Source organism: Streptomyces graminofaciens (genome assembly GCF_030294945.1).
GTDB lineage: Bacteria > Actinomycetota > Actinomycetes > Streptomycetales > Streptomycetaceae > Streptomyces > Streptomyces graminofaciens.
In genome coordinates, this window is sequence record NZ_AP018448.1 from 2,716,741 (window position 1) to 2,742,453 (window position 25,713).

Below are 25,713 nucleotides of genomic sequence, written 5' to 3' on the forward strand. Positions count from 1 at the left end.
TGCTCTGCTCGCCGCTGGTCTACTGGTCGGGCTGGTCCTGGGCTGGGGACGGGGACGCCAGCTCCGCCCTGCCGGGCACCCCCAGTTTCCGGCCTGCTTGCTCGATCAGTCCGGTCACGTCGTGCGGGGTCAGGAGCAGGGCCTGGGCGATCTGACGGTCGCTGTGACCCGCGCGGAGCAGCTCGACCAGCCGGTGTTCGGTCAGGGAGAGGCTCGGGGCCACCGGCGGTGCCGGCTTCGGGCGCACTCCTGCCGCGGCGAGCGCTCCGCGCACCTGGCCGGCCAGCAGGACGCTGCCGCAGGTGTCCGCGAGGTGGAGCGCCTGGGTGAGGGCCTGGCGGGCCTCGTCGGCCTCGCCGCCGCGCATGAGGGCGGTTCCCAGCCCGTAGTGGGCGCGGGCCAGTTCCAGTCGGGCGGGGGACCGCTTCAGCAGGGCCACGGCCTCGCGCAGGAGAGCCTGTCCCTTGCGGCCGCCGTGGATGACGCCCAGGCAGCGTGAGGCCACCCCGATCGCTCGCTCGGTGCCCCACTGGTGGGCCAGCTCCAGTTCCTCGGTGGCCAGCTGGAGCGCGTCCGTCCGCTGTCCGAGCGTGAGGTGCAGCAAGGCCGCCCGCGACCGCCAGGGCGCCCCGGCCAGATTCGTGACCCGTGCGCGGTTCTCCTCCGCGCCGTACTCGTGCAGGACGGCGAGGGCTGCGGCCGGATTGCCCCGCGCCGCGAGCAGGCGACTGCGTGCGAGTAACACTGGGCCCTGCCAGGTCCAGCCCACCCGGTTGAAGTCGGCGTCCGCGGTGAGCGCTGCCGTCGCCGAGGTCAGGTCGCACTGCTCGATCAGTGATTCGCCCACCTGGGTCGTCAACGCCAGCCTGACCCGAGGCTCCAAGCCCTGGTCGGCCGTGGTGGCGGGGTGTCCGAAGTCAGCGGTGAGCCGGAGCTGTCGGCCACGGCGGGCCTGGATGAGCAACTGCCAGGTCATCGCGGACGAGACCAATAGGAATGAGCCCCATCGGCCGCCCGTGTCGGCGATGCGGTCGAATCGCGCTGCCGCGTCGTCGAGACGGTCGGTGGCCGCAAGGGCCAACCCGGCGAGGGTCACGAGCATCTGGGAAGTGTCCACTGCGGCCAGGCCGCCTCGGAGGGCCCGGTCGAGGAGGTCGTTGGCGACCTGGGCGCTGGCTTCCCCGGTGATGGCCGGGGCGGACAGCGCGGCCAGGACCATGCACTCACCAGGGGTGTCACCGGCCAGCTTGTGGTCCCACAGCCGTCGCGCGTGCTGCCGGGCGACGGAGAGGGTGGACAGGTGGTCATAACCGATCAACAGCATCTGCGCCTGCAGGAACCACGACACCTCACGAGCAAGGCCCGTACCGTCGTCGGTCTGCCGCAGGTCCTCCACCGCACGGGCGAGGACGTCGACGGCACGCTCGTGCTCATGGCTGAGGAACAGCGCGCTGCCGAGCGCGGAGGCCGCGTCCGCCAGGGCGTACGGGTCGGCCAGCGCCGTCGAGGCCTGCGTCAGATGATGCCTGGCCGCCCCGACATCGACCTGCATCTCGTCCTTGCCCAACTCCAGCAGCAGAGGACCACGCTCTTCAACAGACACCGGCTCGCGCAGAGCCCGGCGCAGGTAGGCAGCGGTGACCTCCGGAGCCCCTCGGCCACGAGCCGCCCGCGCCGCCTGTCTCAAGGTGTCCACCCACCAGGCCTCACCGCCCGGTTCGGCCAGCAGCAGGTGGGCCGCCACCAGGTCATCGGCCGCGCCGTCGCTCCGCAGCAGTTCGGCTGCCCGCGCGTGACCGGTGGCCAGCTCCACCGGCCCCAGGACGGCTTCGGCAACAGCAGTGCGGACCAGCGCATGCCCGAACCGCACCGGCTCATCGGACGCCAGCACACCGATCTGCCGCAGCCGACGGCCAAGCTCCCGTGCCGTCGACTCGCCCAGCCCCGCCAGCTCGGCCGCGACCTTCCAGGTGGCCTCGTCCCCCAGCACCACCAGGGCCCGCGCCAGACGGAGGACCGGCTCCGGTTCCTCGGCCAGCCGCTTGACCACGGTTCCGCCCAGGATCCGGCCCCGGAAATCCTCCACCAGATGGGCCTGATCGTCGGTGGCCCTGACCTGGTTGTCGGCCAGGGTCCGCAGCAACTCGTGCAGCAGCAGCGGGTTGCTTTCGGTGGCCGAGGCACACGCGGCGACGAACCGTGGTTCGCAGGGCCCCAGGCTCACCCGCACCAGGTGGGTCACACTGTCGATGTCCAACCCGGGCAAGCCGACCAGACGGCAGTACGGCTGTCCGGCGATCCGCTCCAGCATCGGCTCGACCCCGGCCCCGCCGTTCGGCCGCCCCACCAGCACCAGCAGCAAGGGCAGACCCCGCAGACGCCGCGCCAGGTACTCCAGCCACCGCAACGACGGGACATCCGCCCAGTGCACGTCGTCAACCACCAAGGCGACGGGCCCCTCATCGGCGACATGCACCATCAGCCAGTACAGACTGTGCAGAAGGCCCAGCGACGCCTCGGGCGACAATTCACCGGTCCCCTCCACACGCAGAGCGTGCGACGCCAACTGCGCCGGCCCCGACAACAGCCGCGCCCGCCCCGCGTCACCGGCTCGGGCCAGCAAAGGCTCGACCAGCTGCCGCAGCACCGCGAAGGCGAAGCCCTGCTCCAGCTCCGCCCCGCTCGCGGACGCCACCCGGATCTCCCGCGGATCCTGGACGGCCACCCACGTATCCAGCAGCGCGGTCTTCCCCATCCCCGCGCCCGCCCGGACCAGCACCACGCCGCCCCGGCCCGCCCGGGCCTCACCGGCCGCACGCTCCAGCATCACCAGCTGGCCCTGACGACCGAGCAGGCCGGACCCCACCGCACCGTCGTCGACAGGAGGACTCACCTGCCGGCCGGAGCGGCCCGCCGCGAGCAACGCGGCGGCGTCAGCGTCACCCAGCCCCAGCGCCGACACCAGCATCTGCACCGTGCGGCGCTGCGGACGCGCCCGCCGGCCCCGCTCCAGATCCCGGATGGACCGGGCCGCCAACCCGGAGGCCTCGGCAAGCTCCTCCTGCGTCAGCTCCGCGGCCTTGCGGAAGACCAACAACATCTCACCGAACGTCGCCAACTCGCTCCCCCCACACCGCCCCCGCCTCGGAGGACGATCCGTTGGAGTCCTGCCCGAAGCAGCCTGGCAAAGACTCCGGTGTTGCACCGCTCAGCGGATGTTACTCACCGGCAATCGCCCTCTGCCGGCCGCCCTCCATTTCGACCGGGCAGATCGGTGAGGCGCTGGGACCGGAGGTGGCGGTGCGGGGCGAGCTGGAGCCGCTGCGGGGGGAAGCGGTCAAGGCCCGCCGGGCGGGGCCGGCTTACTCGGTTGACCGCCACACGTGGCACCGTGTCGCGATCTGGATCCGCAGGAATCACGGCATCCCCGGCAGCCGGTTGGGGAGCGCCGGACGTGTGGAGACAGGCACGTCCGGTTCGGGTCGGCGGCTCGGGGAAACGGAACGACGCAAACGTCGTCACCGCATCCCGAGCCGACCGCACAACCTCAGCCTTCCGACTTCCAGGGTTCGGGGAGTTCGGGGAGCTCGTCCGCGATCTTCCTGATCACCTTCTTTCCCAGATCGGTGCGGTGGACTTCGCCGCCCTTGATGAACACGTACGCCCAGTCGGGGCGGACGTAGGCAGCGCTGATGCCGCCCGCGAAGTGAGTGGGGAGGGTGGGGAACCGATCGGCGAGCTTCCGGGTGGTACCGGCGGCCCAGTCGGTGTGATGCACTTCGCCGCCCTTGATGAACCCGTGGACGCCGTTGGGCAGGACGTAGGCGGCATCCACGCCGTGCGCGAAACCCTTCGGAAGGGTCGGGAACTGAACCGCGATCTTCCGGATGGCGCCGGCGGCCCAGTCGGTGTGGTGCACCTCCCCGCCCTTGATGAACCCGTGGACGCCGTTGGGCAGGACGTAGGCGGCATCCACGCCGTGCGCGAAACCCTTCGGAAGGGTCGGGAACTGAACCGCGATCTTCCGGTTGGTACCGGCGGCCCAGTCGGTGTGGTGCACCTCCCCGCCCCTGATGTACCCGTGCTCACTGCTGGGGAGGGTGTAGGCGGCGGTGATTCCCAGGGCTTCGCCGACGTCGTTCCCAGTGGCCGCTGAAGCACCGGGCGCGGAGGTCACTCCGGTACTCAACACGATCGTGGCCGCGCCACCGACCGCGGCAGCCCTGCTGAGCATCTGCCTGCGACTCAGTGCGGACCGGTCATCCGGCTTCTTCATGTCTGTCTCCTTGTATGGCGGTTTCTGTTGTCGGCGCCCGCGCCGGCGGCAGGCCTGCGCGGACATCCGGTACGGCCGACCGGCTGGAGGATGGAGCGGATCACAGCCGTGGAATTGCGGACACCGGTGGCGGCGGTGGCGAGGGCGGGCTGTCGCCGCCACCGATGCTCATGGCGTCGCTGTGATGAAGACCTCGAGGTGGGAGTTGCCGCCCATGGCCGCGGTGACCGACTGCACTCCGGACGGAGCTCCGTCGTAGTTCGCCTCCCACCCGTGCCAGGATCCCTGCGTGTCCAGATAGCTGCGGTACAGGGTGCCGCCGTCTGCGACGGCGAAGACCTCGATGTTGCCGTGGGGGCCTTGGGCTGCGGTGACCAACTGCACTCCGGACGGAGCTCCGTTGAAGTTCGCCTCCCACCCGTGCCAGTCGCCGTTCCCGTCCTGCCAGTTGTGGTAGAGGGTGCCGCCGTCCCCCACGGCGAAGACCTCGAGGTTGGCGAAGCCCATGGCTGCGGTGACCGACTGCACTCCGGGCGGAGCTCCGTCGTAGTTCGCCTCCCACCCGTGCCAGTCACCGTTCCTGTCCTGCCAGTTGTGGTAGAGGGTGCCGCCGTCCCCCACGGCGAAGACCTCGAGGTGGCCGTTGGGGCCTGTGGCTGCGGTGACCGACTGCACTCCGGGCGGAGCTCCGTCGTAGTTCGCCTCCCACCCGTGCCAGTCGCCGTTCCTGTCCTGCCAGTTGTGGTAGAGGGTGCCGCCGTCCCCCACGGCGAAGACCTCGAGGTGGGAGCTGGGGCCTATGGCTGCGGTGACCGACTGCACTCCGGGCGGAGCTCCGTCGTAGTTCGCCTCCCACCCGTGCCAGGATCCCTGCGGGTCCAGATAGTTGTGGTACAGGGTGCCGCCGTCCCCCACGGCGAAGACCTCGAGGTTGGCGTTGGCGCCTTGGGCTGCGGTGACCGACTGCACTCCGGACGGAGCTCCGTTGAAGTTCGCCTCCCACCCGTGCCAGGATCCCTGCGGGTCCAGATAGTTGTGGTACAGGGTGCCGCCGTCCCCCACGGCGAAGACCTCGAGGTTGGCGTTGGGGCCTACGGCTGCGGTGACCGACTGCACCTCGGACGGAGCTCCGTTGAAGTTCGCCTCCCACCCGTGCCCGGACCCCTGTATGTCCTGCCAGTTGTGGTACAGGATGCCGTCCGGTTGCGAGTTGTTCACCAGCAGCTTGGAGGCAAAGCCGTGGACACCCGCGTACAGCGAGCCGTCGGCGACAATCTCGGTGCTGTAGTCGCCGCCCGTATTGGCGGGAAGAGTCAGGAGCAGACTGTTCAGGACCTTGCCGGAACCCGGGTCGAATTCGTAGGCGTAGCCGTTGGAGCCCGCGAACACCCTTCCTGCGTCAACGCTCACACTCACCGACTTGAAGGCTTGGACGCCACCGACGCCGGAGTTCCACAGCGGTTGCTTCCAATCGCCGCCGATGCTGATCGCGTAGACGTATCCGTGCACGCCGGCGTAGAGGTTGGCGCCGTCGGTGGCCAGTCTGGTGGTGTAGTCACCCACTCCGACCTGGTCGCTCACCAGCAGGCTGTGCAGGATCTTTCCGGAGGTCGGGTCGACCTGGTAGACGTAGCCGTTCGAGCCGGCGAACAGCTTGCCGTCGGCGACCATGACCTCGACCGCGCTCGTGCCCAGCAGTCCGCCGACGTTGGAGTTCCACAGCGGTTGCTTCCAATTGCCGCCGATGCTGATCGCGTAGACGTAGCTGTGCACGCCGGCGTAGAGGTTGGCGCCGTCGGTGGCCAGTCTGGTGGTGTAGTCACCCACTCCGACCTTGTCGCTCACCAGCAGGCTGTGCAGGATCTTCCCGGAGGTCGGGTGGATCTGGTCGACGTAGCCGTCCGAGCCGGCGAACAGCTTGCCGCCGGCGACCATGACGTCGACCGCGTTCGTGCCCAGCAGTCCGCCGACAGGGGTGCCCCACAGCGGTTGCTTCCAATCGCCGCCGATGCTGATCGCGTAGATGTAGCCGTGCACGCCGGCGTAGAGGTTGGTGCCGTCGGTGGCCAGTCTGGTGGTGTAGTCACCCACCCCGATCTTGTCGGTCACCAGCAGGCTGTGCAGGATCTTTCCGGAGGTCGGGTCGATCTGGTAGACGTAGCCGTTCGAGCCGGTGAACGCCTTTCCGCCGGCGACGACGATCTGAACCGCGGGAAACGACGTGCTGGCATTGGGGAGGCGCCGGTTCCAGACGCTGGCGAAGTTCTGGTCCCGCGAGACGACCCCGAGCCGGGGGCTGGCAAGTCCTACCAGCAGTTCCTTGAGGGCGGGAATGGATTTGCTGAACAGACCGAAGCAGGATTCCTTCTGGCCCGTGTTCCAGGACTTCAGATCCTGCATGGCTTCCGGCTTGTCTCCCGCCCGGGTCGGGAACCTGTCACGGATGGACTGGACCGTGATGCCGGTCTCCCCTTTGGAGAGGATCTCGCGCAGGGCCTGCTGCGACTGCTGGGCCGCCGTGCTGGTGGCCTCGACGCCGGCCGAGCCGTTCTTGCCGGTCAGGAGGGTGACGTCGCCCCAGACGGCATAGGGATCCGGATGGTCCGTCGAACTCACGTAGACCGACGTGGAGTTGTAGTAGTCGTGCAGCATGCTCGAACCGAGCTGGGCCGCCGCGCCGGTGAGGAACGTCAGATAGTTCTGGTACGTGCCACCGAGGCCGAGTTTCTTGTCCGCGACGAGGCCGCTGCCCAGGATACGGCGGACGAGAGTGGCCGCCTCCTGGGACGTCTGCGGGTCGTTCGACGGCCCGTTGTACGCCGGTTCGTAGAGGTCGTCGAGACCCGCCAGACCGGGCTGCTGCTTCTCGGTCATGTCCTTGATCCGGTCCCAGTCGGCGATCGGCAGCAGGTTCTTCCCGGCCGCCCACTCGATGAACCACTGCATGATGAGGGTCTTGTTGATCAGGTGGCCCGCGGCGAACGAGTCCTGTAGGAAGTGGTCGGCGTAGCCGTTGTACATCCGCGCCTGCCGGGCCAGTTCGGGGTCCTGGTTGTTCAGGAACGAGCGTTGGGCCAGGTTCCTCGCGACCAGGTGGAACGACTGCCAGCGGTACCAGGAGTAGGGCGCGAAGTGGCAGGCGTTGCGGGCCAGCAGCCCCTGGTAGTGGTTCTCCCCGACAAAGCCCATACCGGAGGTCCATGCGTCGAGCGCGCGCGTCTCGACGATGTCGTTCACCAGGCCGAGCTTCCACGGCGCCGAGGCGGCGTACGCGAACGCGTCGTTGGGCGGGGCGCTTCCCTTCCTGATGCCGGTGAGGTGGTTGAACCCTTCCTGGCGGATGCACTGGAGGATCCCGAGGAGGGTCTCCTTGGGCACGGTGCCGAACGCGCCGGCGTCGGCGAGGTAGTCGGGCAGCGCGTTGAGCTCGCCGTACGTGACCAGCAGCCCGGCGCCGGGCCCGATACGGAGTGTCTCGATCCCCAGTTTCAGGTCGCCGATGTCCTTCGCCGTCACCGACTCGGGGTCCTTGCGCCACAGGTCCTGCAGCTTGATCTGGGCGTCGAGGATGTCGTCGCGGTTGCCCGCATTGGTGGTGATCGCGACGAGGTTCTCGGTCGGGGCGTCGCCGAGGATGCGGTGTTCGAAGGAGACGTGCCGCTGGACCGCCGTGGAGCAGCCCGGCGGCACGACCACCGGGGCTCCCTTGCGCGTCCGCCCCTGCACCACCGCGTCGGCCCAGCCGTCGGCCTCCTGCTCCCAGGGGTCGCCGGGCACGCTGACGGTCCACCTTCCGCGTCTGGTTCCGCCGACCTCACCGCGGGCCTGCTGGACGAGGTGGGCGGCTTCGTGGGCCAGCAGCCGGAACCCGGACGGGGAGTGCGGTCGATAGGCGCCTCGCCGGAAGAACACGTGTGATCCGCTGGCGAATGCCTCGGCGCCCAGGCTGCGGGCGAGGCGGTCGGCGGCCGGCCCGGTATGGATGCGCATGGCGGACAGGTCGGCCCGCAGGCCGTGCTCCAGGCGGCGCAGGAGCTCCGGGGGCGGGCTCTGCACGCTGTCCGTCGTGGCATGAAGCGTGTCCGTGGTTCGTTTGGTCATCGAACTTCCCATAGATGAATGCCTTCGAACGTGCTGACGGAGCGGGGCACTCGGCCGTGGCCGGACCATGTGCGGGCCGGGCGGTGGTTCCCGCGTATACAAAGGCCGGCATGAGAATCCACGCGCGGGCGCCCGTGCGCTGCCTTGGGTCGGTCCGGCACTACGGCTGTGATCACCGGACCCCGACCACGCTGAAGGAGCGGTACGTGCGCGGTGCTGCTTGGACGAAGCACCAGGGCGCAGCCGGAAAGCCACAACGAGTGGCGAGATGTCGAGTAGGCCCGCGGTGACCGGTGTCGCGGATCAGCTCCGTTCTGTGGACGCGGCTGCTTGACGGTGTACAGCAGAACATCGAGGCGGACGGGGACACCAGGAAGAAGAACGGGACGGACTGCCGGAAGTTCTGCGCGGGAAGCTTCCGGAGGCCGGAGGTCGTGGTCCGGATCAAGAACGGCCGCCGAATGCCCGTCCTGACCCGCCGCCCGGACGGCGCCTGCCTCTCGGCGCTCGGCCCGGTACGGGGTTCGCGTCGGCGCCATCGGCCGGTACGTCCTCGCAAGCCTGCCGCCCGCACGTCCTGTACTCCGCGCTCGGGCCCTTCACTTCAGGGCCGCTCTGTCACAGGGCGGTACGTGGGTTGATGTCCGTTTCTGTCTTTCGGGAGGGGGCAAGCGGGCTGACCGCGGGGTTGCCGGGCGGCTATGGCCGTGGCTGGGTGAACAAGCCCTGCTCGGTCTCGACCAGGATTCCGCGCTCGGTCAGCCGTTTGAGTTTGAGGCGGGTGTTGTTGATGTTGTTGGGCGCGACCTCCAGGTCCATCGCCTCGCACACCTGCCGCGCCCGCAGTGGAGCGTCGGCCGCGGTGAATACTGCCAGGATCTGCTGGTAGGCCGGATGGTCGGGCAGCTTCGGCGCCGGCGGCGCGGGTGGCTGCGGATCGGGCAGTTCCAGCAGTGTCTTGCGGGTGATCCGGATCTCCTCAGCGGCCCTGCCGAGCTCGTCCAGCCGTGCGGTCAGCTGCTCGATCTGCTCTCCCGTCGTCTCGGCCTGCGCGGCGATCTCGCGTTCCCGCTCCTCCAGCCGGGCCAGCACCGCCCCGAGGGTCAGCTCCCCGCCGGTCATGTGCTGCGCCAGGCCGCAGCGGTGGCCCCGGTCAGCCGGCGCAGTATCACTGCGGTCATCGCCCAGTACACCCTCGAGTCCGAACTGCGCGGCAGGTGCTCGTAGTCGCGCACCAGCCTGCGGTGCAGCATCAAGCCCCCCCCTAGGCGCGCTCCACGATCCACCGCTTGGGGATCGGCGCGAACCCGGTCTGCGCCGGGTTGCGCTCGACGATCTCCACCTCGATGCCGACCTGCACCCCGTGCGCGACGACGGCGTTCTTGAAGCCCTGGTCGACCAGGGCCTTCTGCACGGTGTCGGTGTCGGCGGCGACCTTGTCCAGCAGCCCGATGCCGGCGGCGTTGTCGTGCACGGACGCGGCGAGCACCACCACCGCGATCACCAGGCCCAACACGTCAACGGCCAGGCTGCGCTTGCGGCCCGGTACTTTTTTTGCCGCGTCACACCCCGTCGACTCCGCGGGCACCCCGGCCGCCGCGTGCACGCTCTGGGTGTCGAGCACCACCAGGCTCGGGTCCGCTTTCCGCCGCGCCTTCTCCCGCACCTGCCAGCGCAGCAGGTCGTGGATGGTCTGGTCGGTGCCGTCGTCGCGCCACTTGGCGAAGTAGTACATCACCGCGCCGCGCGGCGGCAGGTCGTGCGGAAGCAGGTCCCACTGGCAGCCGGTGCAGCCCTGGTAGAGGAGCGCGTTGACGATCCCGCATCTCGTACCGGCCCTGGTGGCCGCTGACCGAACGGTGTGCGGCCTTCCACGCGACAATCACCGGCTCGATCAGCGCCCACTGCACGTCGGACAGGTCGGTCTTGCACGGCTTGCACTCGCTCACGGTCCTCAGCCCAGCACGCCCGAGCCCTCCGACCGGCAGGGATGCCGCAGTCCCACACGTTCAGGTGACGACAAATCACCTGTCAACTCACATATCGCCCTCTTAGGCCTCGGCATCGAAACCGGGCGAGCGCCGACCGCCTCGGCGGCCCCGCCGCCGACGGTGGCGTACAGCGGGGTTGGTCTCGGCGTCGGCCCCCGTCTCGCCCTCGCGACGTACACCCGTTCGACCAGGGCCATTCACAGGGCGCGGGGCGCGGGCGGCCTCCTCTGAGGTGTCCCGGTCCCAGCCGTAGCTCTCTCTGGCGGCGACGACGCGGTGCCGGAACGGCCAGATCCGCTGCCAGTCCCCGCGGTGACTTCTCTGATCCGCATGGGCGCCGAGTCCGGCACGCCCATGCAGACGACGATCACGACTTTCCTGCCCGGCCGGTGCCGGTGGCCCCCGGTGGGAGCCGATGGTTACCGGTGGGATCCGACGGCTCCCGTCAGTCCACGCTGGGCAGGATGTGGGGCTCGGCGAGGTCGTCCTCGTAGCCCGCCAGACGGATGGGGGCGGACCTGGCCCACACGTCCAGGCTGCCGAGCTCCTTCTTGGGCCCACGGCCCGCGCGCTCCGTACGTTCCTCGGGGCCCTGATCGCGATTCGTCTTCTCTGGTGTCACCGCGCACTCCTTATGTGTCGGTCACCCTCGGGACGTACGACCCCAGCCTGCCGCTGAGCGCCTGACGTCCGCTCGGGTCTGAGTCGATGTCAGTTCGGACGCGGTGGCGCCGGTTTTCTCGGATGAGAGCAGGCCGGGTGACCGGCGTGTCCCGGGACGGACCGTGGGTGTGGGTGGAACCCATTTAAGGCTGTCCGTCCGGTACAGAGTAACCAAATGAGCGGGCGCCCGCTCGATGGGGCTGAAAACAAGAGGTAACTGTCTTGAGTCGTTCCTCACCCACAACGCTCTGCAGCGTGGGGATTTGACCCTTTGAGACCCTTTTGTTACCACCCGTTCGGCGCAGCGCTCGCTCCGCGTCGGCAGACCGAGCCGTCGGACGGATGCCTTGGACACGCAGTTCAGGTCCTGTTGGCCGAGCCGCAAGCCGACCATGATCTGGTGAGGCCCGCAACGGCATTTCTCACGGGCGGACTCGGGAGGAGCGGCGGCATGGAGCTGCGTAGCGTCGAAGAGCTGATGGACCTGCTGCACGGCTGCCGGGGCGGCCCGGACGGCCGTCCGGGTGAACGCGCGGATCCCCACGAGCACGCGCTACAGACCGCCGCGCTGCTGCGCCGGGGGCGGCCCGCCGACAAGGAACTCCAGGTGGCGGGCCTGGTACACGCCATCGGGGCATTGCTCGGTCCGGGTGACGACACCGGCCACGGGGAGCTGGCCGCCGACGCGGTACGGCCGCTGCTCGGCGAACGGGTCGCCCGCCTCGTACGGCTGCACGCCCTGGGCCCGGACGACCTCGTACGGCTGCACGCGGGCGGCTGGGCGGACGCCGGGATCGTCGAGGACGTGCTGACGCTGCGGCAGGCCAAGGAGGCGAGCCGGACCGCCGGGGTGGACGCCGGGGTCCTGGAGGACTGGCGCACGGTGCTGGAGCTGGTGGCGGCCCGGCCGTCGCCCTCACACGCGTCGTCCCACCCGCCGGGCGCCTGACCCTTCGCCCCGCGCCGGATGGGTGGCCTCCTACGGCCCCTGGTACCGCCTGCCCGGCCCGTGGACCCGTCTCACCACTTGCCGGGCACGTAGTCCTTCAGGAAGACGCCGTACACGTCCTCGCCGGCCTCGCCGCGCACGACCGGGTCGTAGACGCGGGCCGCGCCGTCGACCAGGTCGAGCGGGGCGTGGAAGCCCTCCTCGGCGAGGCGCAGCTTGTCGTAGTGCGGGCGCTCGTCGGTGATCCAGCCGGTGTCGACGGAGGTCATGAGGATGCCGTCGGTCTGGAACATCTCCTGGGCGCTGGTCCGCGTGACCATGTTCATCGCGGCCTTGGCGGCGTTCGTGTTCGGGTGGCCCGCGCCCTTGTAGCCGCGGCCGAAGACGCCCTCCATCGCGGAGACGTTCACGACGTACGCGCGCCCGCTCGTCGCCTTCCCGGCCGCGTCGGCCATGGCCGGGCGGAGCTTGCTGATCAGGATGAACGGTGCCGTGTAGTTGCACAGCTGGGTCTCCAGCAGCTCCACCGGGGAGATCTGCTCGATGGTCTGCACCCAGGTGTTCGAGTCGACGACGTCGGGGACGAGGCCGCCCGCGTCGATGGCGGTGCCGTCGAGGTGCCGGGCGACGCTGGCGTTGCCCGCGACCAGGGCGAGGTCGGCGACCTTCTGGGCGTCGAGGCCGCTGGTGCCGACGGGCAGCGCGGCCGTCCCGGCCAAGCCGTCCACCGCGCCGGAGTTGAAGGCGCCGATGACGTGGTGGGCGGGCAGCTCACCGGCGGGCAGAGGGGCGTTCTCGCCGTCGACCAGGGCGGCGTAGGCGGAGGGCAGCCGACGTACGGTCTGCGTGGCGTTGTTGATCAGGATGTCGAGGGGGCCCGCCTCGGCGAGCTGGTCGGCGAGGGCGACGGCCTGCGCCGGGTCGCGCAGGTCGATGCCGACGACCTCCAGGCGGTGCATCCAGTCGGCCGAGTCGTCCATGGCCTTGAAGCGGCGGATGGCGTCCTTGGGGAAGCGTGTGGTGATCGTCGTGTGCGCGCCGTCACGCAGCAGCCGCAGCGCGATGTACATGCCGATCTTGGCGCGGCCGCCGGTGAGCAGGGCGCGCTTGCCGGTGAGGTCGGCGCGGGCGTCGCGCTTGGCCCGGTTCAGGCGGGCGCAGTCGGGACAGAGCTGGTGGTAGAAGTAGTCGACTTCCACGTACCGGGTCTTGCAGGTGTAGCAGGAGCGCGGGCGCTGGAGTATCCCCGCGATCTGGCCCTGCTCGGTGACCGACGACGGGAGGATGCCCTCGGTCTCGTCGTCGATGCGCTGGGCGGAGCCGGTGGCGGTGGCCTCGGTGACCGCCTTGTCGTGGGCGGTCTTGGCGGCGCGGCGTTCCTGACGGCGGCGCTGCTTGACCGTGCGGTAGACGCCGGCGGTGGCACGGCGGACCGCGATCGCGTCGGGGTGGTCGACCTCCAGCTTGTCGAGTTCCTCGAGCACGCCGAGGCAGACGGCGAGTCGCTCGGGGTCGATGCCGGGGCCGTACGCGACTTCGTCGTTGATCGCCGAGCCGTCTTCTGTCACCGTCATCGCGCTGCCGTTTCCCTGATCACCCGCGGCGCTCGGACCGCGCCTGCTTTCGAACGGGGGATTCTACGGAGCGGTGGGGCTGGGGACCAAAAACGAGTTGGGGGCCGCGCCACCGAGACCCCGGGCATGCATGTCGGCTGCGGGCCGGTGGGGGCTTGTCGAGCAGTTCTGCGTACCCCTGAAGGGGCATGGAGAACTGCTCGAGCAACCACGGCATACCTGCACGCGCCCACGCACCCCAAGGGCGTCAGCCGTCGCATGCCTCCCGCAGGATCTCCACCTCCCGCGCCACCGCCTTCGCCAGCGCCTCCAGGTCCGGTACCGCCTTCGCGTCGGCCACCAGGCCGTAGTGCACGCGGCCGCGATACGTCGATACGGCGATCGCGAGGGACTGGCCGTGGGCCAGGGGTGCGAGGGGGTAGACCTCGGCGAGGGGGCAGCCGCCCAGTTTCAGGCCGAGGCTCGGCAGCGGCACGCTGGTGACGAGGATGTCGAACCAGAGGCGCGCGGCCTGGCTGACCAGCGGCCCGCCGAGGCGGTGGCCGAGGGCCGGGACGTGGTCGGCGAGCAGGGCCACCGCACCCGCGCCCCGGTTCGGTCCGGCGTCCTTGTTGCGGTCCATGGCGGTGCGGACCGTACGGAGTCGGCCGAGCGGGTCCGGGTCGTCGACGGGCAGGTTCACGAGGTAGCCGGAGAGCCGGTTGCCCTGGGGGTGCGCGGTGCGTGGGCGGCGTTTGGAGACGGGGATCAGGGCGCGCGGCACGACCCCGTCGCTGCCGTCGCCGCGCTCGTCGAGCCAGCGGCGCAGCGCACCCGCGACGACGGCGATGAGAACGTCGTTCACGGTGCCGCCGACGGTCTTGCGGACCTTGTGCACCTCGTCGAGATCCACGTTCACCCCCGCGATCCGCCGGGTGCCGCTGGGCTCGGACCTCAGTGCGGCCGAGGAGCGCGCGGCCAGGGTCGCGCCGAGCGTGGTGCGGGCGACGGAGGCACCGATGTCGAGGGCCCGGCCCAGGTCGGAGAGCGTGTCGCGGACGAGGTCGGGAAGGCTGCGTACGTCGGGCAGGAGGCTGCGCGGCGGCTCCGCGGGGCGCGGCCGGGGCTGGGGGAGGTCCATGGGGTCCATGACTCCGGCGGCGAGGGTCAGCGCCCGCAGTCCGTCGGCCAGCGCGTGGTGGAACTTGAAGAGGACGGCGAAGGTCGCGCCGTCCTCGCTCGGCAGGACATGTGCCTCCCACGGCGGTCGGCCGCGCTCCAGCGGGCGTTCCATCAGCCGCCCGGCCGCCTCGTGGAAGTCGGCGCTCGGCGCGTGCAGCCGTACATGGTCGAAGGGCTCGAAGTCGGAGACCGGTTCCCGCGTCGCGCCGCCGAACGCCAGCGGCAGCCCTCCGCCCGGGAGCCAGATGTCGCGGATCCGCATCCGCAGGCCGGGCACGGCGGCGGCGCGGGCGGCGAGCAGGTCGGCAGCGTGGGCGCCCGCGGTGGGTGAGTTCGCCTCGAAGACACCGAGGGCGCCCAGGTGCATCGGATGCTCGGCGGACTCGATGTTCCAGAACGCCAGGTCCAAAGGTGCGAGCCGGTCAGAAGTCAAGTGCTTGCCTCGCGTCGACGACGGGTGAGCCTGCAGTCAATCGCCGGTGCCCGATTACGGTCAAGTACGATCAAGCTACCCACAGTTAACAACAGATTAAGTCCCGCCTCGCGGAGAGAGGCGGGACTCATGGTGCATATGTGATCCGGAAGGGTGTCTACGACACCTGCTGACCCTTCCCCAGGCCGATCACTCCGCCCTTGGAGACGGTGTACAGCTCCCCGTCGCGTTCCGGGTTGACTCCGATCGTGGCACCCGGCGGGACCTGCACGTTCTTGTCCAGGACCGCGCCGCGCACCACCGCGCCCCGGCCGATGTGGACATTGTCGTGGAGCACCGAGCCCTGGACGACCGCCCCGGGGTCGACCACCACTCCGGGCGACAGCACGGACCGCGTGACCTGCCCCCGAATGAGGCACCCAGCACTGATGATCGACTCGCTGGCCATGCCGCCCGCGTTGAAACGGGCCGGGGAGAGCTGACCCGAGTGGGTGTAGATGGGCCAGCTGCGGTTGAAGAGGTTGAACTTGGGGCGCTCGGCGATGAGGTCCATATGGGCCTCGTAGTACGCGTCGAGGGTGCCCACGTCCCGCCAGTACCCCTGGTCGCGGGTGGTCTCGCCGGGCACGTGGTTGGCGCTGAAGTCGTACAGCTGCGCCTCGCCCCGGTCGGTGAGCTGGGGCAGGATCGAGCCGCCCATGTCGTGCACGGAGGTCTCGTCCTCGGCGTCCCGCTGGAGCGCCTCCACCAGCGTCTTCGTGGTGAAAATGTAGTTTCCCATGGACGCGAACACGGATTCCGGGTCGTCGGCGAGGCCCGGCGGGTCGGCCGGCTTCTCCAGGAACCGTTCGACGGTCTGGCCGTCCGAGCCCGGGGTGATCACGCCGAAGGAGGAGGACTCCGTGCGCGGTATGCGTATCCCCGCCACCGTCACGCCCGCGCCGCCCTCGACGTGCTGGTTGAGCATCTGCCTCGGGTCCATGCGGTACACGTGGTCGGCGCCGAAGACCGCCACATAGTCGGGCTGCTCGTCGTGGACCAGGTTCAGTGACTGCAGGAGGGCGTCCGCGCTGCCCAGGTACCAGCGCGGGCCGAGCCGCTGCTGGGCCGGGACCGGCGTGACGTAGTTGCCGAGCAGGCTCGACATCCGCCAGGTCGTGGTGATGTGCCGGTCGAGCGAGTGCGACTTGTACTGCGTGAGCACGCAGATGCGCAGGATGTCCGCGTTGACGAGATTCGAGAGTACGAAGTCCACCAGGCGGTATGTCCCGCCGAAGGTCACCGCTGGTTTCGCCCGGTCGGCGGTGAGGGGCATCAGCCTCTTGCCCTCGCCGCCCGCCAGTACGATTCCCAGCACCGAAGGTCCACCGCGCCGCATACCGCCGCCCCTCTACGCCCGGTTGTGCCAAACGCCGTTCTCTGCCTGCCCCCGTGTGCCGCCTACCCCTGCTTGAGGACTTCCTCGTACAGCTGGACCGTGCGCCGGGCCACCGCGTCCCAGCCGAACTCGCGCACCGCCCGCTGCCGGCCCGCCTCGCCCATGCGCACGGCGGTGTCAGGGTCGGCGAGCACCGAGTCCAGGGCGTTCGCCAGCCGCGCCTCGAAGGCCCCCTCGCCTTCGTCGACCGAGACCAGCAGCCCCGTCACACCGTCCTCGACGACCTCCGGGATCCCGCCGACCCGCGACGCCACCACGGCCGTACCGCAGGCCATGGCCTCCAGGTTGACGATGCCCAACGGCTCGTACACCGACGGGCAGACGAACACGGCGGCGTGCGTGAGGAGCTGGATGACGTCCGGGCGCGGCAGCATCTGCGGGATCCAGAACAGGCCCTCGCGTGCGCGGCTCAGCTCCTCGAAGAGGTCGCGGAACTCCTGGTCTATCTCCGGGGTGTCGGGCGCGCCGGCGCACAGCACCACCTGCGCGGCCGGGTCGATGTCCCGGACCGCGCGCAGCAGATGGGGCACGCCCTTCTGACGGGTGATGCGGCCGACGAACAGGACGTACGGGCGGCTCGGGTCGAGGCCGACGCGGTCGAGGACGTCGGTGCCGTGGTCCGGCCGGTAGAGGGAGGTGTCGATGCCGTTGTGCACGACGCGGACCCGGTCGGGGTCCAGGGCCGGGTAGCAGCCGAGGATGTCCTCGCGCATGGCGCCGGAGACGGCGATCACCGCGTCGGCGGACTCGATGGCCGTGCGCTCGGCCCAGCTGGACAGGGCGTACCCGCCGCCCAGTTGCTCGGCCTTCCAGGGGCGCAGCGGCTCCAGCGAGTGGGCGGTCATGACGTGCGGGATGCCGTGCAGCAGCTTGCCGAAGTGGCCGGCGAGATTGGCGTACCAGGTGTGCGAGTGGACGAGTTCGCGGCCGGCGAGGCCCGCCGCGATGGAGAGGTCCACGGAGAAGGTGCGCAGCGCGTCGTTGGCGGTGTCGAGGGCGGACCAGGGCCGGTGGCGTACGACGCCGCCCGCGGCGCCCTCGCCCCAGCAGTGCACGTCCAGCTCGACGAGGGATCTCAACTCCCGGGCGAGGAACTCGACATGGACCCCCGCGCCACCGTAGACGTCCGGCGGGTACTCCCGGGTCAACAGGCCGACTCGCACCCGGAACCCCCTGTCTCACGTGGCTGGTTCCCACATGGTCACCCACAAGGGGCAGTTGGGGAAGACCGCGATTGCGCGCCGGGGTGAGAGCTACGGGCGCGGGCTCTCCGTCAGGGGCGGCCCGGCGGCCGGTCGAAGCAGCAGTCGCCGCAGAGTCCGCCGCCGGGGAGCCGGTAGTAGAGACAGCAGCTGCGGCGCCGGTGTGTGGCCGGGTCGAGGGTGTCGGACAGGTCCGGGTGCGTGAACATCTCGGCGGCGAGCGCGCGGGCCCGGGCACCCACCTCCGGGCGGCGGTTGACGCGCGCCCAGTGGTCGAGCTGTCTTACGGCGCCCATCAGCGCGGAGGCCGCGTTGCCCCGGAGCAGGCGGTCCGAGACGGGGATGTGCGCTCGCAGGGCCGCCGCGAGCGGTACGAGGTGGCCGTCCCGTACGACCTCGCCGAGCCGCTCGGCGGGCAGGGCCCGTACCTCGGTCAGCCACAGATCGTCGGGGGCGCTCGCGTCCGGGTCCCAGCGCAGGAGGCGCGGGTCGAGGTCGGGGATGTGGCCGTACAGCGCGGCGGTGCCGAGCGCGACCGACCAGAGCCGGGCCGCGAAACCGAGGTGGGCGATGGAGGCCGCGACCCGCGCTTCCGGGGCCCGCACGCTCTCCGCTACCTTCCGGACACGGAAAATTATCGGATTCTCATAAACATCGTTCTCCCCCTCGGCATCCCGTGCCACGTAGGCCCGGGCGAGCGTCTGCGGCGGGCGAGAGCGCGGTTCTCCCGTGCGTAGGAGGAAGAATCCGCCGAGCGCGTGCAGCGCGGTGAGGTCGGGGTCGAGGTCCACGAGGAGGAGTAGTACCAGGCCACACGGGCCGGGTTGAGCGGAGGGGTGCACTCCGTGTCGCCCACCTTGGGGATGAGTGGGCGCCTTTCGTACTCCATCGGCAGTAGGACTCAATGACTGCTCAGGTACGACGACGCGAACACTTTCGCGAGGCATCGTGGTCAGTATGAAAGCCGACCGTTCGCCACGCCGGGCCCAGGGGTCCCGTCCGTCGCAGAGGAGACGCTCATGAGCGCCCTCGCGTTGTCCGTTCTGCTGTCGTTCGTCTCCGCGGTCGCGTACGCGGGCGGGGCGATCGTGCAGGAGCGTGTGGCGGTGTCCTCGCCCGGTCAGACCTACGCGCCGCTGCGTCGGCCCGGCTGGTGGGTGGCGGTCGGGCTGAACGGCCTCGGTGGTCTGCTGCACGTGGTGGCGCTGGCGTACGGGCCGCTGAGTCTGGTGCAGCCGCTGGGCGCGCTGACGATCGTGTTCGCGCTGCCGATGGCGGCCCTGTTCGTCGGCCGCAGGGCGGGGGCGACGGCGTGGCGGGGCGCGATCATGGCGACGGTGGGCCTCGCGGGTCTGCTCGCCCTGGTCGGCTCGGTCGACTCGCAGTCCCTGGACACCGCTCAACGGGTGGTGGTGGCCGTGATCAGTGCGGGGGCGGTCGCCGCGCTGATGGTCGCGGCGCGCGCGGCGCACCGGCACCCGGCGGCGCGCAGCATGCTGCTGGCCGTCGCCTCCGGTGTGGCGTTCGGTATGTCCTCGGTGTTCACGAAGACGGTCGCCGTCGACTGGACGGACGGCATCGCCGTCTCCGACCTGCCGACGCTGGCGGTCATCGGTGTCTTCGCCTCGGCCGGCCTGATGCTGTCGCAGGCCTCGTACCGCAGCGGCGGCCTCGCGGCCCCGCTCGCCACACTGACGGTGGTGAACCCGGTGGTGGCGGCCGCCGTGGGCATCACGATGTTCGGTGAGACGTTCCGCTACGGCACCACCGGCACCGCCCTCGCGCTGGGCTGCGGGGTCGTGGCAGCGGGCGGTCTGATCCTGCTGACGACGGAGCGACTCGGCGACGGTGTGCGGCACTGGCACGAGCCGGTGGCGGACGAACTGCCCGCACCGGTGGCGGGCGACCTGGTGGACGTACCGGCCGAGCCGGCCGGAGCGGGCCCGGTCACCGTCGAGGAGATCCTCGCGGGACCGCGGACTCGGATCCCGGCCGAGTCGGGGGTGGACGCGGCTGTGCTCATACCGGCTCCGGCGGCCCGGGACACGTACGAGGGCGACGCCGCTCCGCCGAGTCTGGTCACGTCCCGCTTCGGGCCGTTCTCCCCCGACTCCTACCTCGAGCTGCCGATGGCCGACCGGCATCGCACCCGCGTGTCGTGAGCATCCACGTCTCCTGAGCACTCGCGTGTCCTGACGGTCACGTGCCGACGGGAGGCCCGCGCACCGGGCCTCCCGTCGCTGTGCCGTGTGTCAGTGCCTCAGAGCCGGACCCCGCCCGCCCGCAGATAGGCGATCGGGTCGACGTCGCTGCCGAAGTCGGGCCCCGTCCGCACCTCGAAGTGCAGATGCGGGCCCGTGCTGTTGCCCGTGGTGCCGGAGCGGCCGATGCGCTGGCCCACGCCCACGCTCTGGCCGGACTTCACGGAGATCGCCGACAGGTGGGCGTACTGCGAGTAGCGGCCGTCGGAGTGCCGGATGACCACCTGGTAGCCGAAGGAGCCGCCCCAACCCGCCGTGACGACCTTGCCGGCCGCGACGGACTTCACGGCGCTGCCGGTCGGCACAGGGAAGTCGACACCCGTGTGATAGCCCTTCGACCAGGAGGAACCGGAGGCGCGGTACGGCGTGCCGAGCGAGCCGCTCACCGGGGCGACCAAGGAGGCGGTCTCCTCCTGCCGCTTCTCTTTCTTCTTCTCCTTCTTCTTCTCCGTGTGCTCCTCGGCCTTGTCCGCCGGGGAGTCGTCGGTCGACGCAGGGCGCAGACTCAGCCGCTGCCCCGGCACGATCAGGTTCGGGTCGCCGCCGATCGTCTTCTTGTTGGCCGTGTAGAGCTTCCGCCAACCGCCCTGCACCTCACGGGTGTCGGCGATCTCCGAGAGCGTGTCGCCCCGGACGACCGTGTACATCTCGACGTTGCCGGCCTGCGACTGCGGCGTGGTCTGCGGCTTCACGTCCTTGATCGTGCGCGTCGAGCCGCCGCCCTTGGGGTCGATGTCCGGGGTGTCGCCGCCCCGGGTGAGCCCCGCGCGCACCGAGCACACCGGCCAGGCGCCGGGGCCCTGCCCTTCGAGCACCTTCTCGGCGATCGCGATCTGCTGGTCCTTGGTGGCCAGGTCCGCGCGGGCTGCGTAGGCGGTGCCGCCGTACGCCTCCCAGGTCGACTGGGTGAACTGCAGGCCGCCGTAGTAGCCGTTGCCGGAGTTGATGTCCCAGTCGTTGGTGGACTCACAGGCCGCGACCTTGTCCCAGGTCTCGACGTCGGCGGCCTCCGCGACCCCGGTGCCGATCAGCGGGAGCGCCATCCCGGCGCCGCCGGCGGTGACGGTGAGTGAGGCGCGGTTGAGTCTGTTCGGCTGATACCGGCGGTGCCGGCCGCGTACGGCCATGGAGAAGCCCCCCTCGCATATGCCATGAGCCGCAAAAGTAAGCGCCGCGAACCGGCCATGACAAGACGAAAAATCAGCCGCTCCAGCCACGTGAGTGGCGGGTTAGCGACGTGCTCCGGCGCGTAAGTGCCCCTGTCCGGCGCGCGAGTGACCGGGGACGGCGCGCAAACGACCGGGTTGTGCGCCCCATTGAGGCAGGTGGGGCCCTTCCTGCGTACTCAAACCCGGCAGGCCGCGCGGTGCGGACGGGGCCGGTGCACGTCAGGATGGCCGGGAGGGCAATACTGGCAAGCACGAACGGCACCACCGATATCAGGACCTACCGGCAGTACCGTTTCCAGGATCCATCCATAGGAGCCAACCGTATGAGCACAACAGCCCAGATCGGCGTCACGGGACTCGCGGTCATGGGGAGCAATCTCGCCCGTAACTTCGCGCGCAACGGCTATACGGTCGCCGTGCACAACCGCTCCGCGGCGAAGACCCACGCGCTGATGGAGGAGCACGGGCACGAGGGCGACTTCATCGCGGCGGAGACCGCCAAGGAGTTCGTGCAGGCGCTGGAGCGGCCCCGGCGCCTCGTCGTCATGGTGAAGGCGGGCGGCCCGACGGACGCGGTGATCGAGGAGTTCGCGCCGCTCCTGGAGCCCGGTGACATGATCATCGACGGTGGCAACGCGCACTTCGCGGACACCCGCCGCCGGGAGGCCGCGCTGCGCGAGCAGGGCATCCACTTCGTCGGCGCGGGCATCTCCGGCGGCGAGGAGGGCGCGCTCAACGGGCCCAGCATCATGCCGGGCGGCCCGGCCGAGTCGTACGAGTCCCTCGGCCCGATGCTGGAGAAGATCTCCGCGAAGGCGGCCGACGGGGCGCCCTGTGTCACGCATGTCGGTCCTGACGGCGCCGGGCACTTCGTGAAGATGGTCCACAACGGCATCGAGTACGCCGACATGCAGCTGATCGGCGAGGCGTACCAGCTGCTGCGCGATGTCGCCGGGTACTCCCCCGCGCAGATCGCGGAGATCTTCCGCACCTGGAACACCGGCCGGCTGGACTCGTACCTGATCGAGATCACCGCCGAGGTGCTGGCGCACGTGGACGCGGCGACCGGCAAGCCGTTCGTGGATGTCGTGGTGGACCAGGCCGAGCAGAAGGGCACCGGCCGCTGGACCGTCCAGATCGCGCTGGACCTGGGCGTTCCGGTGTCCGGCATCGCCGAGGCCGTGTTCGCGCGCTCGCTCTCCGGCCACGCGTCGCTGCGGGACGCTTCCCGCTCGCTGGCCGGGCCGAAGGCGACGCCGCTGAGCGCGGCCGAGGCCGGGGCCTTCGCGGACCGGGTCGAGCAGGCGCTGTACGCCTCCAAGATCGTGTCGTACGTCCAGGGCTTCCACGAGATCGACGCGGCCCGCGACGAGTACGACTGGGACATCGACCTCGGCAAGGTCGCCTCGATCTGGCGGGGCGGCTGCATCATCCGCGCGGCCTTCCTGGACCGGATCCGCGCCGCGTACGACGCCCGGCCCGACCTGCCGAGCCTGCTCTCCGACGAGGGGTTCGCCCAGGAGATCGCGGCGGCGCAGGACGACTGGCGCGAGGTGCTTGTCGCGGCCACGCGCCAGGGTGTCCCCACGCCCGGGTTCGCGGCGGCGCTGGCGTACTACGACGCGTTGCGGGCCGAGCGGTTGCCTGCGGCGCTTACGCAGGGACAGCGGGACTTCTTCGGGGCGCACACGTATCGCAGGGTCGACCGGGACGGGTCGTTCCACACGTTGTGGGGTGGCGACCGCTCGGAGATCGAGAGCTAGGCGGTCTTTGAGCGAGAGCTAGGCGGTCTTTGGGGGGACTGCGGGTGCGTTGGCGGCTGCGGGTGCGTCGTGGCTTCTCGCGCAGTGCCCCGCGCCCCTGAAAGACCTGGCGGCCGGCGTGGAGAGAGTCCACGCCGGCCGCCGTTGGTGTGTTCGGGGTTACTCCAGTGGTCTTGGCTGGGGTTCTCCCGGGATGGGTTCCGGGCCCGGGGGCTTCGGGATCGGGGACGGGGGTGGTGGAGGGGTGGGGGACGGGGTCGGGTCGGGGAACGGCTCGGGGGACGGGTAGGGGTCCGGGCGGTCGGGGCCCGGGCCGGGGGTGGGGCCCGGTTTCACGGGGTCCGGGTCTGGGTGGGTCATGGGGTCCTCCAGCCAGTCGGTACGTCACGTCGGCCATGGACTTGTCCCACGGGTACCCGGCACTCGCACGCGCACTCACCCGGGCGGCGGCCGCACCGGCCCTCTCCGACAGAGCGGAGCAAGGGCCCTCAGAAGCCCTCGGGGTGGGCCCTGAGCCAGTCCTTCGCGGCCCTCAGCAGTTCCGGGGCGGCGGCCGGGGCCTCCTCGGGGTGGCGTTCGGCCCACTTCACGACGTAGGGGCAGAGCGGGGCGACCACGATGCCCTCGCGCTCGGCGATGGCGTACAGCTCCCGGGCGAGCGAGCCCGCGACGCCCTTCCCCTCGTGCGCGGGCTCGACGATGGTGTGCACGGGGACCAGGGCTCGCGCGGGCGATTCGAGGACGAAGTACGCGATGTGGCCGGCCAGTTCCTCACCGGCCAGGGCCTCCAGGCGGCCCGCCGCCCGGTCGTCGCGGATCTCGGTGTCGCTCATGGGCAGCTCCTGGTCGGTTCGGAACAGCGGGTCCGGGGGTCAGGCCGGTATCGCCTGCGGGCTGCGCCGCTGGTCCGAGCCCGGCACCGGTTCGGACGGGTCGGCGCCCAGGGCCGTGATCCGGTTGTCCCCGTCCACATGCACCACCCGGGGCTTGAGGGCCCGCGCCTCGGCGTCGGTCACCTGAGCGTAACTGATGATGATCACCAGATCGCCGGGGTGGACGAGATGGGCGGCGGCGCCGTTGATACCGATGACCCCCGAGCCGCGCTCGCCCTCGATGACGTAGGTCTCCAGGCGGGAGCCGTTGGTGATGTCGACGATGTGGACGAGTTCGCCGGGCAGCAGATCGGCGGCGTCGAGGAGGTCCGCGTCGATGGTCACCGATCCCACGTAGTGCAGGTCGGCCTGGGTGACGGTGACTCTGTGGATCTTGGACTTGAACATGGTACGCAACATCGGGACACTCCCACAAATAGGCTCCCTGCCTGCGTTTTTGCAGGTCAAGGGCTGTTTCCACACTCTGCAACGAGTCGCACGTTCGGGCAGCTTTCGCTGGGTTTTTCAGGACTCATGCTGACCGAACGCTGACTTTTCTGACGGTACTTCAGGCGCTGGGAGGGGCGCTCAGGGGCGCCCTAACGTCCCGGGGGCGTCCCTCACGAACGGCCACGATCAGCGTACGCAACGACCCCCGAAGACCTTCGTGACGATCGCCACAGCAGGGCTCGACCAGCCGAACATCAGGTCGAACAAGGCGCCACCCAACCCACGAGAAACAAATGTCGAGCCGAAGTCCCGATTGCACTTCCGGCCGATGTCAAGGAGCAAGCCGACCTTGAAGCCACACAACGCTGCCGACGAAGTCTCCCTTCGATCCATTCCGCCGGCCGATCGCCGCCGAGTGGAGCCTGTTCTCATCGACACGTCCGAGGTTGCAAGGTTGCTCAGCATGTCCACCAGCTGGGTCTACAGAGGAGCTTCGAAGCTTGGGCTGAAGGGTTACAAGCTGGGTCGTGGCAGGAATGCCAAGGTTCTCTACAAGAAGACCGACGTCCTCAAGTGGTTGGAGCAGCAGAGGATCCACTAGGACTTGTCCGGTCGATCATGTGACCACTCCGTGTCCGGGTCGTTGATGTGGACATGGGGCGGGGTGATCTGAGTGATGCCGAGTGGGAACGGCTGCGGCCGTTCCTGCCGGTCAGCAACAGGCGTTGTGGCAGGTGGCGGGACCACCGGTAGGTGATCGACGGCATTTTGCACCGGGTGCGGACCGGCGTGCAGTGGCGTGACCTGCCCGAACGGTTCGGTCCGTGGAAGACCGTCTACGAACGCCACCGACTGTGGTCGGGCGACGGGACGTGGGAGCGTCTGCTCCGGCAAGTCCAGGCCGCCGCCGATGCGGCGGGTGAAATCGACTGGGACATCTCGGTCGACTCCACCATCGTGCGGGAGGTGAGGGCCTGGGCCGCTCGCGCGGCGGGTTCACCACCAAACTCCATCTGAGCGCCGACGGCCGCTGCCGCCCGCTGTCCCTGATCGTCACACCAGGCCAGCAGGCGGACTGCACCCAGTTCAAGCCTGTCCTGGAGTCGGCACCGCAACCGCCGCATCCCTCACCATCTGGCTCCGAACATGATCGACCGGACAAGTCCTGGGCGGGACCACTCGACAACTGACGCCCCCTGACGACAGGAAGTGTTCGCACCGACACACCACACGCTCACCGGTCTCGATGGCCAGGTGGTCGGCGACGGCACAGGCCAGAGTCTCGTGGTAGAGGTCCCATCCCAATACCCGACTGAGGTGCGCGGCCAACGACTCCTGATCGATCGGGTCCGGGCCGGTCGCCCCGTCGCGCACGTTGCGGGCGTGTCCGGTATGGGAGGTTGTGGCACC

General features: G+C 70.1%; 17 protein-coding genes and 2 pseudogenes. 5 read left to right on the plus strand and 14 right to left on the minus strand.

All coding sequences use genetic code 11. The features are described from left to right. Window positions 1-19: 19 nt before the first annotated feature. The 6 genes and pseudogenes from SGFS_RS11905 to SGFS_RS11935 form a co-directional block, all read right to left on the minus strand. Entirely contained in the window at window positions 20-3,118 is a 3,099-nt protein-coding gene (locus SGFS_RS11905; protein WP_286249818.1) for an AAA family ATPase, read from the minus strand. 429 nt (window positions 3,119-3,547) lie between these two features. Next, window positions 3,548-4,276 (minus strand): hypothetical protein, encoded by a 729-nt coding sequence (locus SGFS_RS11910; RefSeq protein WP_286249819.1) that lies wholly within the window; start codon window positions 4,274-4,276, stop codon window positions 3,548-3,550. A gap of 168 nt (window positions 4,277-4,444) precedes the next feature. Next, the gene (locus SGFS_RS11915; protein WP_286249820.1) at window positions 4,445-8,377 is read right to left on the minus strand and encodes an eCIS core domain-containing protein; all 3,933 of its coding nucleotides are present in this window, start codon (window positions 8,375-8,377) and stop codon (window positions 4,445-4,447) included. Between the two features lie 699 nt (window positions 8,378-9,076). Continuing rightward, a complete protein-coding gene (locus SGFS_RS11920; RefSeq protein WP_286249821.1) occupies window positions 9,077-9,499 on the minus strand; it encodes a hypothetical protein in 423 nt (140 codons plus the stop codon). Further along, a pseudogene (locus SGFS_RS11925) lies at window positions 9,496-10,326 on the minus strand (IS5 family transposase). The gene SGFS_RS11920 and the pseudogene SGFS_RS11925 overlap by 4 nt, the downstream one beginning before the upstream one ends. 487 nt (window positions 10,327-10,813) lie before the next feature. After that, the gene (locus tag SGFS_RS11935) at window positions 10,814-10,990 is read right to left on the minus strand and encodes a hypothetical protein (protein ID WP_286249822.1); all 177 of its coding nucleotides are present in this window, start codon (window positions 10,988-10,990) and stop codon (window positions 10,814-10,816) included. 492 nt (window positions 10,991-11,482) lie between these two features. On the opposite strand from SGFS_RS11935, the gene SGFS_RS11940 reads away from it, so the two are divergent. Next, window positions 11,483-11,980 carry a hypothetical protein gene (locus tag SGFS_RS11940; protein ID WP_286249823.1) on the plus strand — a complete coding sequence of 166 codons (498 nt, stop codon included), beginning with the start codon at window positions 11,483-11,485 and terminating at the stop codon, window positions 11,978-11,980. 71 nt (window positions 11,981-12,051) lie between these two features. Here the strand turns inward: SGFS_RS11940 and SGFS_RS11945 are convergent, their stop codons facing one another. The 5 genes from SGFS_RS11945 to SGFS_RS11965 form a co-directional block, all read right to left on the minus strand. Then, window positions 12,052-13,554: an SDR family NAD(P)-dependent oxidoreductase gene (locus SGFS_RS11945; RefSeq protein ID WP_286249824.1), complete on the minus strand. Its 1,503-nt coding sequence runs from the start codon at window positions 13,552-13,554 to the stop codon at window positions 12,052-12,054. 247 nt (window positions 13,555-13,801) lie between these two features. Then, on the minus strand, window positions 13,802-15,148 hold the full coding sequence (locus SGFS_RS11950; RefSeq protein ID WP_286249825.1) for a wax ester/triacylglycerol synthase family O-acyltransferase: 1,347 nt from the start codon (window positions 15,146-15,148) through the stop codon (window positions 13,802-13,804). A 157-nt stretch (window positions 15,149-15,305) separates the two neighbouring features. Continuing rightward, window positions 15,306-16,526 carry a glucose-1-phosphate adenylyltransferase gene (gene glgC / locus SGFS_RS11955; RefSeq protein ID WP_286249826.1) on the minus strand — a complete coding sequence of 407 codons (1,221 nt, stop codon included), beginning with the start codon at window positions 16,524-16,526 and terminating at the stop codon, window positions 15,306-15,308. Between the two features lie 62 nt (window positions 16,527-16,588). Further along, window positions 16,589-17,749, minus strand: a complete 1,161-nt coding sequence (gene glgA, locus SGFS_RS11960) for a glycogen synthase (RefSeq protein ID WP_286249827.1) — start codon at window positions 17,747-17,749, stop codon at window positions 16,589-16,591. A 110-nt stretch (window positions 17,750-17,859) separates the two neighbouring features. Further along, window positions 17,860-18,579 (minus strand): (2Fe-2S)-binding protein, encoded by a 720-nt coding sequence (locus tag SGFS_RS11965; protein ID WP_286249828.1) that lies wholly within the window; start codon window positions 18,577-18,579, stop codon window positions 17,860-17,862. Window positions 18,580-18,807: 228 nt separating this feature from the next. Here SGFS_RS11965 and SGFS_RS11970 point away from each other — a divergent pair, with 228 nt between their 5' ends. Then, window positions 18,808-19,950: a DMT family transporter gene (locus SGFS_RS11970; RefSeq protein WP_286249829.1), complete on the plus strand. Its 1,143-nt coding sequence runs from the start codon at window positions 18,808-18,810 to the stop codon at window positions 19,948-19,950. Between the two features lie 98 nt (window positions 19,951-20,048). Here the strand turns inward: SGFS_RS11970 and SGFS_RS11975 are convergent, their stop codons facing one another. Beyond that, window positions 20,049-21,176, minus strand: coding sequence for a transglycosylase family protein (locus tag SGFS_RS11975; RefSeq protein WP_286249830.1), 1,128 nt, complete (start codon window positions 21,174-21,176; stop codon window positions 20,049-20,051). A 365-nt stretch (window positions 21,177-21,541) separates the two neighbouring features. On the opposite strand from SGFS_RS11975, the gene gndA reads away from it, so the two are divergent. Continuing rightward, a complete protein-coding gene (gene gndA / locus SGFS_RS11980; protein WP_286249831.1) occupies window positions 21,542-22,981 on the plus strand; it encodes an NADP-dependent phosphogluconate dehydrogenase in 1,440 nt (479 codons plus the stop codon). Window positions 22,982-23,469: 488 nt separating this feature from the next. Here gndA and SGFS_RS11985 read toward each other — a convergent pair whose 3' ends face one another. Both SGFS_RS11985 and panD read right to left on the minus strand, forming a co-directional pair. Then, window positions 23,470-23,814, minus strand: a complete 345-nt coding sequence (locus SGFS_RS11985; RefSeq protein WP_286249832.1) for a GNAT family N-acetyltransferase — start codon at window positions 23,812-23,814, stop codon at window positions 23,470-23,472. 39 nt (window positions 23,815-23,853) lie between these two features. Further along, window positions 23,854-24,273: an aspartate 1-decarboxylase gene (gene panD / locus SGFS_RS11990; RefSeq protein WP_286249833.1), complete on the minus strand. Its 420-nt coding sequence runs from the start codon at window positions 24,271-24,273 to the stop codon at window positions 23,854-23,856. A 247-nt stretch (window positions 24,274-24,520) separates the two neighbouring features. On the opposite strand from panD, the gene SGFS_RS11995 reads away from it, so the two are divergent. Both SGFS_RS11995 and SGFS_RS12000 read left to right on the plus strand, forming a co-directional pair. After that, on the plus strand, window positions 24,521-24,904 hold the full coding sequence (locus tag SGFS_RS11995; protein WP_286249834.1) for a helix-turn-helix domain-containing protein: 384 nt from the start codon (window positions 24,521-24,523) through the stop codon (window positions 24,902-24,904). Window positions 24,905-24,957: 53 nt separating this feature from the next. Next, a pseudogene (locus tag SGFS_RS12000) lies at window positions 24,958-25,463 on the plus strand (IS5 family transposase); the annotation flags it as partial. Between the last annotated feature and the right edge of the window lie 250 nt (window positions 25,464-25,713).

What these genes read in the sequence shown, in the direction of transcription:
- SGFS_RS11910 (WP_286249819.1), bottom strand. Translation starts at nt 4,276, where the DNA reads ATGAAGAAGCCGGATGACCGGTCCGCACTGAGTCGCAGGCAGATGCTC.
- SGFS_RS11915 (WP_286249820.1), bottom strand. Translation starts at nt 8,377, where the DNA reads ATGACCAAACGAACCACGGACACGCTTCATGCCACGACGGACAGCGTG.
- SGFS_RS11920 (WP_286249821.1), bottom strand. Translation starts at nt 9,499, where the DNA reads ATGACCGGCGGGGAGCTGACCCTCGGGGCGGTGCTGGCCCGGCTGGAG.
- SGFS_RS11940 (WP_286249823.1), top strand. Translation starts at nt 11,483, where the DNA reads ATGGAGCTGCGTAGCGTCGAAGAGCTGATGGACCTGCTGCACGGCTGC.
- SGFS_RS11945 (WP_286249824.1), bottom strand. Translation starts at nt 13,554, where the DNA reads ATGACGGTGACAGAAGACGGCTCGGCGATCAACGACGAAGTCGCGTAC.
- glgC (WP_286249826.1), bottom strand. Translation starts at nt 16,526, where the DNA reads ATGCGGCGCGGTGGACCTTCGGTGCTGGGAATCGTACTGGCGGGCGGC.
- SGFS_RS11970 (WP_286249829.1), top strand. Translation starts at nt 18,808, where the DNA reads ATGAGCGCCCTCGCGTTGTCCGTTCTGCTGTCGTTCGTCTCCGCGGTC.
- SGFS_RS11975 (WP_286249830.1), bottom strand. Translation starts at nt 21,176, where the DNA reads ATGGCCGTACGCGGCCGGCACCGCCGGTATCAGCCGAACAGACTCAAC.
- gndA (WP_286249831.1), top strand. Translation starts at nt 21,542, where the DNA reads ATGAGCACAACAGCCCAGATCGGCGTCACGGGACTCGCGGTCATGGGG.
- SGFS_RS11985 (WP_286249832.1), bottom strand. Translation starts at nt 23,814, where the DNA reads ATGAGCGACACCGAGATCCGCGACGACCGGGCGGCGGGCCGCCTGGAG.
- panD (WP_286249833.1), bottom strand. Translation starts at nt 24,273, where the DNA reads ATGTTGCGTACCATGTTCAAGTCCAAGATCCACAGAGTCACCGTCACC.